General features: G+C 46.6%; 13 protein-coding genes. 7 read left to right on the top strand and 6 right to left on the bottom strand.

Going from position 1 to position 16167, the window contains the following annotated elements:
- Positions 1-155: 155 nt before the first annotated feature.
- Together LZ23_RS13705 and thiD are read left to right on the top strand one after the other, a co-directional pair.
- The gene (locus tag LZ23_RS13705) at positions 156-1838 is read left to right on the top strand and encodes a glutamine--tRNA ligase/YqeY domain fusion protein (RefSeq protein WP_045214989.1); all 1683 of its coding nucleotides are present in this window, start codon (positions 156-158) and stop codon (positions 1836-1838) included.
- A 46-nt stretch (positions 1839-1884) separates the two neighbouring features.
- Positions 1885-2694, top strand: a complete 810-nt coding sequence (gene thiD, locus LZ23_RS13700; RefSeq protein ID WP_232300498.1) for a bifunctional hydroxymethylpyrimidine kinase/phosphomethylpyrimidine kinase — start codon at positions 1885-1887, stop codon at positions 2692-2694.
- A 40-nt stretch (positions 2695-2734) separates the two neighbouring features.
- Here the strand turns inward: thiD and proC are convergent, their stop codons facing one another.
- From proC to LZ23_RS13670, 6 genes are all read right to left on the bottom strand, one after another.
- A complete protein-coding gene (proC, locus tag LZ23_RS13695) occupies positions 2735-3541 on the bottom strand; it encodes a pyrroline-5-carboxylate reductase (RefSeq protein WP_045214987.1) in 807 nt (268 codons plus the stop codon).
- Positions 3538-3960, bottom strand: coding sequence for a nucleoside-diphosphate kinase (gene ndk / locus LZ23_RS13690; protein ID WP_045214986.1), 423 nt, complete (start codon positions 3958-3960; stop codon positions 3538-3540). Before ndk ends, proC begins: the two co-directional genes overlap by 4 nt.
- Positions 3961-4020: 60 nt before the next feature.
- Positions 4021-5364, bottom strand: coding sequence for a divergent polysaccharide deacetylase family protein (locus LZ23_RS13685; protein WP_052507376.1), 1344 nt, complete (start codon positions 5362-5364; stop codon positions 4021-4023).
- 7 nt (positions 5365-5371) lie between these two features.
- Positions 5372-6658: a S41 family peptidase gene (locus LZ23_RS13680; RefSeq protein WP_045215484.1), complete on the bottom strand. Its 1287-nt coding sequence runs from the start codon at positions 6656-6658 to the stop codon at positions 5372-5374.
- 77 nt (positions 6659-6735) lie between these two features.
- The gene (locus tag LZ23_RS13675) at positions 6736-7854 is read right to left on the bottom strand and encodes a murein hydrolase activator EnvC family protein (protein ID WP_045214985.1); all 1119 of its coding nucleotides are present in this window, start codon (positions 7852-7854) and stop codon (positions 6736-6738) included.
- Positions 7851-8525, bottom strand: coding sequence for an endonuclease III domain-containing protein (locus LZ23_RS13670; protein ID WP_045215482.1), 675 nt, complete (start codon positions 8523-8525; stop codon positions 7851-7853). The genes LZ23_RS13675 and LZ23_RS13670 overlap by 4 nt, the downstream gene beginning before the upstream one ends.
- A gap of 539 nt (positions 8526-9064) precedes the next feature.
- Here LZ23_RS13670 and LZ23_RS13660 point away from each other — a divergent pair.
- The 5 genes from LZ23_RS13660 to LZ23_RS13635 all read left to right on the top strand — a co-directional run bounded on the left by LZ23_RS13660 (position 9065) and on the right by LZ23_RS13635 (position 16161).
- Positions 9065-10009 (top strand): histone deacetylase family protein, encoded by a 945-nt coding sequence (locus LZ23_RS13660; protein ID WP_045214981.1) that lies wholly within the window; start codon positions 9065-9067, stop codon positions 10007-10009.
- Between the two features lie 304 nt (positions 10010-10313).
- Complete coding sequence (locus LZ23_RS13655; protein ID WP_198145997.1) at positions 10314-11780, top strand: TolC family protein; 1467 nt, start codon at positions 10314-10316, stop codon at positions 11778-11780.
- Positions 11781-12529: 749 nt separating this feature from the next.
- Positions 12530-14269: a PAS domain S-box protein gene (locus LZ23_RS22705; protein WP_052507375.1), complete on the top strand. Its 1740-nt coding sequence runs from the start codon at positions 12530-12532 to the stop codon at positions 14267-14269.
- A complete protein-coding gene (locus LZ23_RS13640) occupies positions 14263-14976 on the top strand; it encodes an ABC transporter ATP-binding protein (RefSeq protein ID WP_232300497.1) in 714 nt (237 codons plus the stop codon). The genes LZ23_RS22705 and LZ23_RS13640 overlap by 7 nt, the downstream gene beginning before the upstream one ends.
- Before the next feature lie 6 nt (positions 14977-14982).
- The gene (locus tag LZ23_RS13635; RefSeq protein ID WP_045214977.1) at positions 14983-16161 is read left to right on the top strand and encodes an ABC transporter permease; all 1179 of its coding nucleotides are present in this window, start codon (positions 14983-14985) and stop codon (positions 16159-16161) included.
- Positions 16162-16167 lie beyond the last annotated feature (6 nt).

The raw sequence follows: 16167 nt of genomic DNA, 5'->3' as shown, positions 1-16167 counted from the left end.
TATTAGTTAATTGTTGAAGAAAAGTCTGAATTGACTGCCTTACCCTGATAACAATTAACAATTAACAGATAACAGATAGCAGATAGCAGATAGCAGATAGCTGGGTTGTGGGCAAAGCCCGCATTAGTAACAAATCATAAATTATAGAGGTAAGGATGGAAACTGCACCCCGCTCAAACTTTATCAGAGACATAATTGAGGCTGACCTTGCCGCTGGCAAGCATGAACATGTCATAACCCGTTTTCCGCCTGAACCAAATGGATATCTGCACATAGGCCATGCCAAGTCCATCTGCTTGAACTTTGGAGTTGCTGAAGATTATGGAGGAAGGTGCAACCTGCGTTTTGACGACACCAATCCAAAAAGGGAAGACCCTGAATATGTTAACGCCATAAAGCATGATGTCCGCTGGCTGGGTTTTGACTGGGGGGAACATCTTTATCATGCTTCAGACTACTTTAGTGATCTGTATGCTTTTGGCGTTGAGCTTATAAAGAGAGGCAAGGGGTATGTATGCAGTCTGAGTCCGGAAGACATCAGAAAATTTCGCGGTACTCTGACTGAACCAGGCACCAACAGCCCCTACAGGGACAGGAGTGTTGAGGATAATCTTGATCTGTTTGAGAAAATGAAAAACGGTGAGTTTCCTGAGGGCACCCATGTGCTGAGAGCTAAAATTGATATGGCTTCCCCCAATATAAACATGCGTGATCCGGTTATTTTTCGTATCCTTCATGCCGCACATCATCGTACCGGTGATCAGTGGTGTGTTTATCCCACCTACGATTATGCCCATTGTCTGTCCGATGCTCTTGAAGGCATTACTCACTCATTATGTTCTCTTGAGTTTGAGGATCACCGGCCACTGTACGACTGGATTCTGGATCAGCTTCCTGTTCCATGTCATCCGCAGCAAATAGAGTTTGCCCGGCTGAATCTAAACTATACTGTTATGAGTAAGCGCAAACTGTCACGCTTAGTGAGCGAAGGTTATGTTCAGTCCTGGGATGACCCAAGAATGCCGACCCTTTCGGGTTTAAGACGCAGGGGATATTCACCACGTTCCATCAGACAGTTCTGCTCCATGATTGGAGTAGCCAAAAGCGACAATATAGTAGATATGTCCATGCTGGAATACTGCGTCCGTGATGATCTGAACAAAAAAGCTCTCCGGGTTATGGCAGTGCTTAATCCTGTTAAGCTGGTCATTACCAACTACCCTGAAGATGGTCATGAAATGCTTGAGGCCATTAACAATCCTGAAGACTCTGCTATGGGTACGCGCATGGTTCCGTTCTGCCGGGAACTATATATTGAACGTGATGATTTTATGGAGGATCCGCCCAAAAAGTTTTTCCGTCTGGCTCCGGGGCGTGAAGTCAGACTCAGATATGCCTATTTTGTAACCTGCCAGGAAGTGGTTAAAGATCCGCAAACCAATGAAATTGTTGAAATAAGATGTACTTATGATCCGGCTACAAAAGGGGGAGACTCTCCAGATGGACGAAAGGTCAAGGCAACTCTGCACTGGGTATCAGCCAGGCACGCGGCAAAAGCCGGGGTCAGACTTTATGACCGCCTTTTTTTAAAGCCAAACCCGGCTGAAGATGAGAAAAAGGGCATTGACTTTACAGAGCATATCAACCCGGATTCCCTGCAAGTCATAGATGATTGCCGCATTGAACCCGGACTGGAAAATCCTGATCCAGGTACAAACTATCAGTTTGAAAGACTCGGTTATTTCTGTGTTGACAGGGATTCTACGCCAGGCAATCCGGTTTTTAATCGCACAGTGACCTTGCGTGATGCCTGGGCCAAGATTAAGAAACAAAAGTAAGACAGATACCTTTTTCCTTCCGGTAAGAATTTAGTGTAGGTTTAGCATGAAAAATGATAAAAATATGACTGCAGCTGTGAGCTGTGCCTTGACCATTGCAGGTTCTGACTCAGGGGGTGGGGCCGGTATTCAGGCCGATTTAAAGACATTTACAATGCACCATGTCTATGGGCTCTCTGTGGTAACGGCGCTGACTGCTCAAAATACCATGGGAGTGCATGGAATTTATGTGCCTGATCCAGGTTTTGTAGCCCTGCAGCTTGAAAAGGTTCTTGAAGACTTTCCGGTAAAAGCAGCCAAAACAGGCATGCTTTTTTCTTCAGAGATTATTGAGGAAGTTGCCGGTGTCCTGCGCAGCGAGCAGCTGCCCCTTGTAGTTGACCCGGTCTGTGTCAGCCAGACAGGTCACAAACTGCTCAAAGATGATGCTGTGCAGGCACTTAAAAAAGAAATACTGCCTCTGGCAGCTCTAATCACACCCAACAAGCCTGAGGCGGAACTGCTGTGCGGCATCAGCATTGATTCCATGGAAGATGTGCTGCAGGCCATGAATATTTTGATGGATATGGGGGTCAAAGCAGTTTTGATAAAGGGCGGGCATTTTGAAGTGCAGGATGAAATGGTGGACTGGCTGGGCATTGCCGGCGCTGATCCTGTATCTGTTGTCAGACCCAGAATAAGCACCAGAAATACCCATGGCACAGGCTGCACTCTTTCTGCTGCCATAACAGCCAATGTTGCTAAGGGACAGGACATAACCGCTGCTGTGCAAAAGGCAAGAGATTATCTGCAAAAGGCCCTTGAGACCAGCTTTGATCTGGGACATGGTGACGGTCCGGTCAATCATTTACTATGAGTTGCGTCCTTTGAATGTCCTGTGGGGCTGGGTTTGCAAGTCATGAATCCCTGCCCAGTTCAGCACTTTTTTGAGTTGCCTTTTCTACGGCTTCCATAATGGCAGCCCTGACCGCTCTTTTATCCAGGGTTTTAAGACCCTGGATGGTGGTTCCGCCAGGAGATGTGACCATTTCCCTCAGTCCGGAAATGCAGGTATCCTGCATAAAGGTCATCTGGGCAGAACCTGCGAACAACTCCCTGACCATGGCTGTTGTTGTCTTGCGATCCAGCCCTTCCAGCACACCTGCTTCCACCATGCTTTCCATGAAATAAAATACATAGGCCGGACCAGAGCCGATAAGCCCTGTAAAAGCATCAAATGATTTTTCCGGAAGGATGAAGGTCTGCCCAAGACGGTTGAGCAGGGCAGTAATTAAATCTTTTTGATCTGAACCAAGAAGGGAGTGTTCCAGACAAAGCGCAAAGACACCCCGGTCCACAAGAGCCGGAGTGTTGGGCATGATTCGAACTACCGGACATTTGTTGTCCGACCACAGAATCAGGTTCCTGATTTGCACTCCTGCGGCTATGGACAGTATACATTTTGTCTCATTGATTAGAGGCAAAGTCTGTTGGATTACCGATTTCATCAGCCCGGGCTTGACTGCGTAAAAAATGTACGAACTCTTGTCAGCAACGTCCATGGGGGTTGACGCGGCTTGTATACCGTACTTTTGAACAAGAGCACCAACTCGGTCCTGATCCGGATCAAAAACATGAATTTGCAGATCCTTGCCCGGGGCAAGCCCGGCGATCATTGCGCCGCCCATGTTGCCCGCCCCGATGAAACCAATACTAATGGTCATGACCTTACTATCTCCAGCTGATTGAAAAAGTATGCGATTTCTGTTGCTGCTGTTTCCGGAGCATCTGAACCATGTACCGAGTTCTTTTCAATATCCAGCGCAAATGCCTTGCGGATTGTTCCTTCATCGGCATTGGCCGGATTGGTGGCTCCCATAACTTCCCGGTATTTGCTTATGGCGTCCTGGCCTTCCAGAACACTTACCACCACTGGTCCTGAGCACATGAAATCGGTCAGGCTGTCAAAAAAAGGTTTATCACTGTGAACCGCGTAAAAACCTTCAGCCTGTTTTTTGCTCAGGTGAATCATTTTCATGGCAGTAATTTTGAGTCCTGCATCCTGAATCATTTTGAGGATTGCTCCCTGCAGGTTTCTTTGTGTGGCATCGGGTTTGATGATGGACAGGGTTTGCTGGGTCATTGTCACTCCTTTATTAAAGTTTTCTTGCCCATAAAGAGAAGGGCTTTGTTATGGCCTGGTTCAGTTGATCCGGCCTGCATTATTGCGGGTGGCTGTACTGTATTTCTGGGCTGAAAGCAGCTCGGATATTCTGACAACCTCAACATTGCTGTTACGAATTCTACTCCAGTGCTGAAGAGCCTGGATTGTTTCAGGATAGGGATGGCCTATGGCAATGGCCATACCTTGTTTGATGGCCAGATTTTCAGCCTTGCTCAGTTGAAAAAGTATGGCCTGTTTGTCCTGGATATTGTCCAGAAAGATATGTCTCTTGAGAAAATCCACTCCTTTCCGGGCTGCCACATCTTTGGCTACGCTGCGAGGTGTAGTAAGACTGTCAAGGAAAAAAAGGCCTTTGCTGCCAATGATTTCCAAGGCTGTTGACATGCCATCCGAGTCCTGGGTGAATCTTGATCCCATATGATTATTGACCCCGATGGCTCCGGGCACCTGCTCGATATTGTCCAGAACTCTCTTTCTGATCTCATTGGAGTCCATGCCCACAAAAAGGGCTCCAGGGCCCGGTTCAATACCCTGGGGGTAGCCCAGAGGTTCCATGGGCAGGTGAAGCATGATTTCAACATTATTGGCCCTGGCGTAATCAGATACACTGCGGGTGCCGTCCATGAACGGCAAAATGGAAAAAACCACAGGGAAATCCAGCTGGTCAAGCCGCCGGGCGTATCCAAGACTGCCTCCGAGATCGTCGATAATAATGGCCATCTTGCCAGATCCGGGCAGGGGCTTTTCTATGATTTTTTCAAGAAAAAGTTTATGGGTCTTTTTGCCGTCAATGTTTATGTTCCAGACATTGGGATTAAGGCCCTGCTCAAGGGTGGCATTGGACAAAAATCTTTTCAGAGAATTGGCCAGCTTGCCAATGAACTCGTCCCTCGGGGTTGCTGTATAAATTTCAATTTCCTGATAATGATATGGTGTGCCGTAAAAAAATCTGTTCTCAACCTTCTTGTGTACCATGAGATCATTGGTTTGATCAGTGAGGGACATGGTCTGTAAAAGGGCCATATCCGCCTCCCAGACCCTGAGGTCAAAGTTGGCACCTATGCGCTCTTCATACATGAAAGGTCTGGGTGCAGCAGGCTCCGGAGGTTCGGGCTTTACAGGTTCACGAACTGCAACAGACTGCTCAGGCTGCTTGTATGTCGGGGCTGGAGCTTTCTCGCTTACAGTATGGGTTGTCACAGGGTCCTGCTTATGAGGCAGAAGCAGGATGGCAATCAGGCATAGCAAAGTTGTACCAAAAGCCGCAGTCCACAACAGGGAACGGACTCCGAGAAGTGGAGTCCGTTTCCTGGAGGACGTGGTTTTTTTCTTTTTCTTTCCTTTTTTTGCTGCTGAGGCCATGATGGGATTATCTTGTCGTAGTAAGCTCTTTTATTCTGGGCATTGATTTCAGGATTTCCAGAGAAAGACGCAATTGATTATCCTGGGCCAAGAGTTCCATTACTTCCTCACTTTGATCTAAATCTTCCTGATCTCGCATTTCCGGATTTCTCAGATGCATCTGCAGGCCGGATTCACGCAGGGCCGGATGCTGTGAGCCTTCCTCCTCACTTACCTGCTTTCGCTCAAAAGGTATGCGCAGATCCGGGGATATGCCTTCTGCCTGGATGGACCTTCCACTGGGGGTGTAATAAAGGGCAATGGTCAGCTTTATGGCAGATCCATCAGACAAGGGTATGATGCTTTGAACTGATCCTTTGCCAAATGTGTTTTCACCAATGACCAGCGCCCTGTTGCTGTCCTGGAGCGCTCCGGCCACAATCTCCGATGCAGAAGCTGAACCAGCGTTGATAAGTACAATCATGGGAGTTGTGGCATCAGCTGACCTTCTTCCAGCTGTGTAGTCCTTGCGTTGCCTTTCATCTCTGCCCTGGGTATAAACTATCAAGCCCTGATCCATGAAAAGATCGGCTACGGATACAGCCTGATCCAGGAGTCCTCCGGGGTTGTTGCGCAGGTCCAGTATCAGCCCTTTAAGTATCTGGTTAGAAGCGTACTTCTCAATTTCCTGGCGCAGGTCATCAGTAGTATTGCCTTTGAAATCAGTGATGCGCAGCTGAATATAGCCAGGTTCCAGCTCTAAGCTTCTTACGGAATGCACGGGAATTGTATCGCGGACAATTTCCACTTTTTTGGGCTTATTGTCTTCTCTCGACAAGATGGTGAGCACAACTGCCTCACCTTTGGGGCCGCGAATAAGTCGAACAGCATCTGTCAAGCTCATGCCCTGTGTGGATTTGGAATCCACTTCAAGAATCATATCTCCGGGCTGCAGGCCGGCCTTGTGAGCAGGAGTGTCTTCAATGGGGGCAATGACCACGAGCTGATTTTCTCTCATGCCGATTTGAATACCTATACCTCCAAATTCTCCGGAAAAGTCTTCCTGCATCATGCGCAGTTCATCTAAGGACACATAAGCTGAGTGGGGATCAAGCTTTTGCAGCATTCCCTCAATGGCACCCTGCAGAAGATATTCCCGTTCTTTTTCGTGGACATAGTTTTCTTCTATCAGGTGCATGACCTGACTGAATCTTTTCAGGCTTTCATATTGATCCTCTCTGGCCTGACCTGTCCAGGGCAGAATCATTATGACAAACAGAATTACAAAAATACCTATTAAATGGTTGACTCGCATTATCTCCTCCAGCTTATTGGGATCTTTATTGGTAAAATTCATGGTGGCAGATTTATATTAACAGTTTAGACTTCTTATCAGCGGCCTGCTATCCACGGGTCAGGGTTAATGGCTTTTTGCTTAAAACGCAATTCAAAATAAATACCGTGGGAGTTTATTTGAGGATAATATCCAGCCAACCCGATCTGTTCTCCTTTTTCCACATCCTGGCCCACCTGCAGGTGGCTGTCTGCGAGATAAGCATACAGGCTGTAATAATCATTGCCATGTAGTATTATAACCACTCTTCCAAAGCCGCGCAATGTGCCGTTATGTACCACTTTGCCCCAGGAGACCGAATGCACGGGCGCGTTTTCCATCAGAGCTATGCTAAGTCCATTGTGCGGGGGATCTGCAGAAGCATTAAAAGATGCAATGGTATTGCCTTCAGCCGGGGGAAACAAAGTACCTTTCAAAGTTGGAAATTCTCTGTCCTCAACGGCCTGGAGGCGAAATCGCAGATTTTCGATGATCTGCATTATTTCATTGACCACCTCTTCTCCGGCAAGCCTTTGAGCCCGTATTTCCTGCAGTTCATTTAAATAAGCCAGTTTTTCATTGAGCATTTGCCCTCTGACTGCATCAGTACGCTGCATTTGATTCTTTTGTTCTTCCTGCATGGACTGAAGACGGACCAGACTGGAGGCAACGTCAGCTGACTGGGTCTGCAAGAGAGCGTATTGCTCACGGGCAGCATCGTAAATTGCCCGCAACCATGATATATGCCGGTCCAGCTCGTTCCATTTGAGCATATCTGCCGCACTTGATCCACGACTTTCAAGGAATATGGGCCAGATATTCTGGAGCATAAGACTCAGCTCATCTCTTGTTTCTGCTCGTTGCGATGACAGAGCTTCATATTCATTGCGTATTTCCTGTTCACGCTCAGCCAGTTCTTCTAACCGTTTTTCGTGAGAGGCTACGTCGTGAGCAAGCTTATCCAGCCGGTCTTCTGCCCGGGCCAGCCTTGAATATGTTTCTCTTTCCTGCTGGGACAGTCTTTCCACAGTTCTTTGCTGTCTGAGAAGTTCCTGACGGCGCTGTTCAATCTGTGACTCAATGTTTTCAGCCGCCATATCAGTGGAACCTGTACACAGAAAAATCAAGACCAGACTCAGGCTTAGCACTATACGCTGAAAAGAGGTTGCTTTAATCATGGAGTATGAAGTGCTGCATTGTCGCTGAGAAATCTTTCAAGCGGGCAGTCTGCGCATTGGGGTTGTTTTTTTCTGCACCACTTTTTAGCTACCCTGACCAGCAGGGCATGGTATTCATTATACAGGTAAGTATCCTCAGGCAGGTTAGACATGAACATTTCTCTTATTTCGTCGTAACCGGCATCTTCGTGGATGATGCCGTGCCGGTTTAGAAGGCGCTGCGTGTAAGTGTCCACTACAAAGCTTGGTTTGTTCAGGGCATAAAGAATAATGCTGTCCGCAGTTTCAGGTCCAATTCCTTTGACCAGTAATAGTTTTTCCCGAACAGCATCAACGTTGTATTTTTCCAATACGGAAATATTCAGACCGCATTCATTGTGAAGAAAAAGGAGAAAATTTTTAAGACGCCGGGTTTTTATTCTGAAATATCCTGCAGGCCTGATAAGTGAGGCCATGGTTTCATCAGTCATGAAAAACATTTTATCCGGTTCCAGCATCTGACGGGATTTGAGGTTGAGAATGGCCTTTTCTACATTTTTCCAGTTTGTATTCTGAGTAAGGATGGCGCCTACCGCCACCTCAAAAGGGGTTTCTCCCGGCCACCAATTGCTGGGTCCAAGCTTGTCGTACATGGCCTGATACATTTCAAGCAGAAGGCTGGCTCTGTTCATTTTAAGGATATTCATGTTTGAATTCTCAAGTTCCAAAGTGCTGAATGGGATCATTTTTACAGAATCAGGGCCAATACTCAAGTTTTTATATTGTTTCTACGAAACTTATTCCCTGTAGGTGGACTATATTATTTCTGTTGCTGAGATGCTGGGTTTCCAGAGTCAGGACAAAGTTCAACTTCAGTATCTGTTTAGCGCTTTTAAGGAAAGCAGGGGACAGGCACTCCGGGACCCACTTGAACATCATTTTGTGCTTAAAATATCTCATTTTTTGGGACAAGTGGGTCCCGGAAGAGCCAGTCCCCCTCCGGGCTGTATGCCTCCGGGCAGGAAGCCATGCCACATGCAAAGCGCTAAACAGATACCAATTTCAAAATATTATGATAAAAAAATATTGAGTTGGGCCTGCTTTTCTAATATGAAAGTCTTTGAGTGTTTATCTTTACAACAAAAAATGTCCTGTTATCCCGTGCCCTGACGATCCCGGTGTCAGCTGGGTTTTGGGACAGCCCGCATTAGTCTTATGATGAGGAATAACAATGTCTCAGACAGCAATATTTTATGATCCAGTATTTCTGACCCATTCAGCCGGTCCAGGCCATCCTGAAAACGCGGACCGGCTGAGGGCAATCATGAATACTTTGAAAAATCATGAACACTTTTCTGACTTGCTCTATCCTGTTCCACGCAAGGCTCTGTCTGAGGAAATTGTTTACAATCATGCCAGACCTTATGTGCAACTGGTGCAGGAGAGAATTGCAGGTGGATATTCATCACTTGGTTTTCCTGATACCGGAGTAAGCTCTGGGTCATGGGATGCAGCTCTTGTAGCCACTGGATCAGTTCTGGATGCCATTGACCTGGTTGTTGGCGGTGAATGCAGGAATGCCTTTTGTGCTGTTCGTCCTCCAGGTCACCATGCCCGCCCCAATGTTGGAATGGGGTTTTGCCTGTTCAACAATATTGCAATTGGTGCATGGTATGCCTGGGAAAAATATGGCATGGACAGAATACTGATTATTGACTGGGATGCCCATCACGGCAACGGGACTCAGGAGTCTTTTTATGAGTATAAAGAGGTATTTTTCTTCAGTACCCATCAGTCCATGTGGTATCCTTTCACCGGTAATTATAATGAAACCGGAACTGGAGAAGGGCAGGGCACAACCATGAATATTCCTTTCCCGGCCGGAACTGACGGCAGTGAAGTTATTGCTGCTTTCAAGGACAGACTGGTTCCTGCCATGGAGAATTACAGACCTCAGCTTGTACTGGTTTCAGCCGGTTTTGATGCCTTGCGTGGAGACCCTTTGTGCAGAATGGCACTTGATGTGGAGGATTTCAGTGTATTGACCAGGATTGCCTTAGATATAGCTGACCAGTATGCTCAGGGCAAAGTTGTTTCTGTGTTGGAAGGTGGTTATGATCTTCCCGGTCTGACTGCTTCATGCGCGGCCCATGTTAAAGAGCTTAAAGGGGCCTGAGCCATGACCAAACTATCCTGTTTGACTAAACTTATCGTTATTTATGCATAATAAACTCATTTTTGCAATAATGCCCGGTAAACAGCATTATACATCTCATGTGAATCAGGCATGCTTCACAAGCCTGAATCCCTTAGGGCCCCTGCTTGCAAAGGACAAAAAAAACATTCGTTTTAGAGTTGGTACAAAACTTTGCTGCACTCTTGCTTCTCTCCTTTTTCTATTATTTGTTTTATCAGGTTTAGTCCTTGCTCATGATTCCTGGGAGGTAGATTTTAGTCCCGGCTATCCACAGGTTATGGAGATGACCCTGACTGATGCGGTTTTTATGGCCCTTCGCCATAATCGAAATCTTGAGAGTGCTTATCTGGACAGGGTGCTGGCAAGGTTTAACTTGCGCCGGGATCTCACTGAGTTTCACCCTGATCTTGAGGTCAATTTGCTGGCTGATACCAAATATACTGAGGATGAACTAAGATATAGAGGCAGTGCCCAGGAAGATGCCAGGATTTCGTCAAGGAGGTCTGGTGCTTCCGTGGAGACCAGGGTCAGGCAGAGAATACCTACAGGAGCAGAAATTAACTTTATCTGGGACAACCGGGCTGAAAGAGCAAGAAGTTCATCAAGGATGGATACCATGAGAAATGAGCCCATGGATTCAGCCTGGGGTGTGGATATCAGACAGCCTCTTCTTAAGGGAGGTGGAACTGAATACAACAGGGCTTCCTTAGAAAAGGCCAGGATTCGTGAGGAAAATGCAGTTCGTTCCCTTCGGGACCAGGTCATAAATACTGTTACCAATGTTATTACCAGCTATAGAACCCTGCTGAATGTATATCAGGACTTGAACATCCAGAAAGCTTCCTTAGAGCAGGCCAGGGAGCAGATGGAACTGACCAGACTTCTTATTTCCACAGGCAGAAGAGCAGCCAATGAAATTGTCCAGTCTGAAGCCAATGTGGCCAGACAGGAACTTGCTCTTGAATCAGCGAGAGCCAGCCTGGATGATGCCCAGCTTAACCTGCTTGGCTTACTGAATATTGGACAGGATATCACAATCATTCCCACAGAACAGGTAGAATTCAGGGCTGTTGAGCCAGATCTTAATGACTGTCTCAGAATAGCTTTTGAGCGAAATTCACAATACCTTAGTGTGCTTAATGAGAAACTAATTGCCCAACTTGACCTGATGCAGGCGAAAAATCAGAAATTGTGGGAACTTTCAGCTGATGCCGGCTACAGGCAGGGCTGGCATTCCAGGAGGCAGGACCCTGACTACAGAAGGGATGAGTGGAATGTTGGTCTTTCCCTGCGAGTTCCACTTCCCATTTATGGAGAGCCAAAATACAGGCATGAATCAGCTGAGCTTTCGGCACAAATCAACCTGAGAAAGGTTGATTTGAGAATCAGCAATGAGATGGAAAATCTTGAGAACAGGGTGATAAATGCTGTACGCAGTGTAGAATCCAGTTTAAAAAGAGTTAAACTGGCTCAAAGAACTGTGGAACTTTCAGAGCAAAATTATGAAGTCAGCCAGGTCCAGTTTCGCATGGGACGCATTTCAAACCAGGATTATGTCAGGGACCAGGATCGGCTGCGCGATGATCGATTAGCATTGAACCAGGCCATTATCAGTTATGAAAATTCTCTGACCATGCTGGATCAACTGCTGGCCACTACCTTAGATACCTGGGAAATTGACTTCACACCCAACAGGGCTGATCTGGAGCAGGAATTTCTGGGGAACAGAACCTGGATGCTGGGGGATTAGCAGCTCCTCACCCGGGCGGACCGGGACCGAGCGTGTGAGAAACTTTACAAGTCTGTCACTTTTCTGGAAATTGGGACAGACCCCGCGAGGTACTATAAAAAAGATTGATGCTGCATTGGTTCCTGGGAAAATTTGCTTAAATGAAAAAATTTACACAGCGAGGGACAGTCCCTTTGCCAGGCGCAAAGTTCTCGTCTTTGACGGAACTTTTCCTCTTGTTCCAAAGCTGGAGCATAGGAACAAGAGCAACTCACACTAATCAAAACCTGGATTCCGGCTTTCGCCGGAATGACGGTAAAGAGTAAAAAACTTGCTCCAACCGTCACCCCGGACTTGATCCGGGGTCCAGTTTTTTTTGAAGTTACTTGTAAGCTTTTCACCCGGGCAGCCTGGGACCGAGCCTGTGAGTAACTAAAAAATCAGCCTTAACACGAGATTGCTTCGCTTCGCTCGCAACAAGGATTGCCGCGCTCGAAGACTCGCTCGCAATGACACCTGAGCTGTCAGGGATGTAGTTGCTCAAAACCTGTCATCCACGAGGGAGCCTGAGCGACCGAAGCAATCTGTATGGTAAAACCATAATGTTTTGAATTTATTACATATACGATTGTAGTTACTTGTAGCAAATCAATAGTTAATTGTTGAAGAACAAAAGCCTGAATTCACTGCCTTAACCTGATAACAAATAACAATTAACAATTAACAGATAACAGATAACAGATGATCGTCAACAGTCATTGGAGTGTTGAATGTCTAAACATGATTTTTTTGAAAATATCCTGGAAAATATGGCTGATGGTGTCATGGCTATTGATTTTCAGGGTCGGATCATAATGTTCAACACAGCTGCCGGTGACATGCTGGGTCTGGCTCCTGAAAAAATCATCAATGATACTTTTGCCCGGGTCTTTCTAACAGGGATGGACGAAAATGATGACTTTAACCAGTTGGTCCTGGACGCAGTATATGAACAGGGAATCGGGTTAAGCAGTACTGTTGACTTTACTCGATACGATAAAAGGGTTGTTACCCTGTCAGTACGCTCTTCATATCTCAGTGAAAACGATAAGGATAAAAAAGGTGTTATTCTTGTATTTTCAGATGTCACTGAGTTGAAAAAGATGCAGGCCAGGCAGGAGGAAGATGCCCGCAAGCTTGGCAAGGCCTATCAGGATCTGGAACAGAAAAATGAGGAGCTTCAAAAAGCAGCGAAAAGGGTTCAGGTTGTCAGGTTTGTTTCCACATTACTCATCATCGGCCTTTTTCTAAGCATTGGTATATATCATTTTCAAGGCGATAATCTGCTTAAGGCTGTGCAGAGCGCAAGAAGCGATGATGTTACCAGATCACAGGATGAAACTGTACACGTAACTGTCTCCACGCGCCCTGTATCTACTTCGGTTTCCCTGGTGGGAAGCTTGGAACCCCTTGAAGAGATTGTTGTTACAGCGCCGTTTGACGGCAGGATCCTGGAGCGTAATTTTTCTTTCGGGCAAATGGTGGAGCAGGGTGAAGTGCTCATACTTATTGACTCTTCAGACTTGGAGATAAATCTTCGGAATGCAAGAAGTGATTATATTAAAACCAGGCAGCGTTATAATGAAATTCTTAACTGGGATACAGGTCTGGAAATGACCAGAGCCCGAAGAAGTTTAGTCAGAGCTGAGGATTCGCTGGAATTGCAGGAGCGAAAACTGGAGGAAGCTGAGCTTTTATTTGGAAAAGGGGTTATACCGGGTCAGGAACTGGAAAATGCCCAGCGACAGCATCAGAATGCCGTAGATGAGGTACGTTCATCCCGGGATGAACTTGAAACTGTAAGAGAAAAGGGCAGCAGGGAAAATATCGAGCTGGTGGAAATGGAGCTGGAAAATGCCAGGGTTAACCTTGAGAAGCTGGAAGTTCAAATCGAGCAAAGAAAGGTTAGAGCCCCGGTTTCCGGTGTCGTAATCCAGCCTGTTGGTGAAGATGGCAAAAAGACTGCTTTGGAGAGAGGTTCCAGAGTCAGTGCTGGAACAAGTCTTTTTGCTGTCGGCGATCTTAAGGGAATGACCGTGAGCACCAAGGTGGACGAGGTTGATGTACGAAAAATTTTTCCAGGACAAAGTGTCAGGGCCAGGGGAGATGCGTTTCCGGGCGTAACTTTGCAGGGAGAGGTTTCACATATATCTGCACAGGCCGTTGCAGGCTCTGGACGTCAGGGTGCCACCTTTGATGTCCGAGTTACTTTTCCAGAGCTGGATGAGAAAAGTCTCGAATATATAAGGGTGGGCATGTCTGCAGATCTCGAGGTGGTGGTATATGAAAACGATAATGCCATGATGGTGCCCTTGTCTTTTGTAAGAGTTGTCCGGGGAGCGTCCTTTGTCAGGCTGGTGGGGCCTGATGGGCAGGTTAGAGAAAGGGAAGTAGAAACAGGAATCACTACGTTGCGGGATGTGGAAATTGTTTCCGGAGTCGAGGCTGGTCAGAGACTGGCTCAATGGTAAAACAGGTACTAACACAGAACCGGGACAACAGGATTAATATGACACTGATCAGGATGGTTGATGTTTTCAAGTCATTCAAAATGGGGCCAGTGAATGTGGAAGTGCTCAAGGGTGTCAACATGGAAGTTCATGCCGGAGAATTGACGGCCATTGTAGGGACTTCAGGATGCGGCAAGTCAACATTGATGAATATTATGGGTTTTCTGGATCTTCCCGGTTCAGGAAAATATTACTTTGAAGAAAGGGAAACCTCCACCCTCAATGACTATGACCTGTCATTGATCAGAAACCGAAAGATCGGTTTTGTCTTTCAACAGTTCAATCTGCTGCCCAAACTGACTGCATTAGAGAATGTCTGCGTACCATTAGTTTACCGGGGGATGAAGCAGAAGGATCAGGTTGAAAAGGCCAGGGCCACTCTTAAACTGGTGGATATGGATGAACGCCGTGAGCACAAACCTTCCGAACTTTCCGGCGGACAGCAGCAAAGAGTAGCCATTGCCCGCGCCTTGAGTACTGATCCTGCCATTATCCTTGCTGATGAACCTACAGGTGCTCTGGACACAAAAGTCGGCCAGGACATCATGGATTTGTTTCTTGAACTCAACAGCAAAAGCCATATAACTATGGTCATCATCACTCATGATCCCAAAATTGCCGCCCAGTGCGGTCGCAAAATGAGCATGCGCGACGGCGTAATGCTGTAATTTATTATGATTAAGGCAAATATCAAAGAGGCTGTTCGCAGTCTGGCATCATCCAAGCAGCGCACAATACTGGCCCTGCTTGGGATTGTTATCGGTATTGGCTCAGTGATTGCTCTTGTTTCCACTGGAACCATTGTTCAGCGTGAGAGCATGAAACAGTTTATGGAAATGGGAACAGATGTTTTAAAGGTGCAGAAAGATATGCGCAGGGGCGAACAAAATACAGGGTTTCGCTTAGATGATGTCACGGATCTGGAATACTACATAGAAGGTATTTCCAGTGCTGCTCCCTATGCATCTGCGCATGGGGTGTTGAGGGTGGAAGGACAGAGATTTAATGTAGCAGCCATCGGTGTTACACAGTCATTCATTGATATTAATCAGATGCGTGTTGCTGAAGGAAGGTTCATCTCTGACCTGGACTATCTCATGTATCAGGCTGTTATTGGTGGTGGACTGGCCAACAATCTGCGGCAGGAAGGTATGGAACAGCTGGTGGGGCAGCAGATATTTTTTGAGGATCGCATGTTCACTGTTGTAGGTGAACTGGAACCTGTAGCTTTTGGTCCCATGCGGCCCTGGGAAAGCAATGAAGGCTTGATGATACCCATTTCTACAGCCTTGCGCATGAGTGAAAGCAGTTCAATCAGAGAAGTTATGGTAGTAAAGGACTCTAACCTGACTCATGATATGGCTCAGGAAAGAATGCAGGATTACTTTGAAAATCTGTCACGGCCTGAATCTGTGACTGTGCGCAGCGCAGAGCAGATTATTGAGCATATGGAAAAACAGATGCAGATGTTTACATTGCTGCTTGGGGCCATAGGGAGCATTTCTCTGATTGTTGGCGGAGTGGGTGTAATGAATGTCATGCTGGTTTCTGTGGCCGAACGAAAAAAAGAAATTGGAATCCGCCGGGCCCTGGGAGCCCAGAAAAAAGATATTCAAAGTCAGTTTCTTATGGAGTCTGTAATTTTGTCATTGCTGGGCGGATTTCTGGGGATTATTATTGGAATAGCTGTGTCATTTGGAATTTCAAAATTCTCCGGATGGGAATTCATGATTGTTTACGGCGCGGTATTTATAGGTGTGGGAGTATCTGCAGCGGTAGGTATCTTTTTTGGGTTTTATCCTGCCAGACAAGCTGCCAACCTTATTCCCATCCAGGCCTTACGTTCAGATTAGCACTTC

Origin of the sequence: Desulfonatronovibrio magnus (assembly GCF_000934755.1) — a bacterium.
In the GTDB taxonomy this organism is placed as follows: Bacteria; Desulfobacterota; Desulfovibrionia; order Desulfovibrionales; family Desulfonatronovibrionaceae; genus Desulfonatronovibrio; species Desulfonatronovibrio magnus.
The sequence above is the reverse complement of the archived record's forward strand: the minus strand, read 5'-3'. Positions and strand labels throughout refer to the sequence as shown.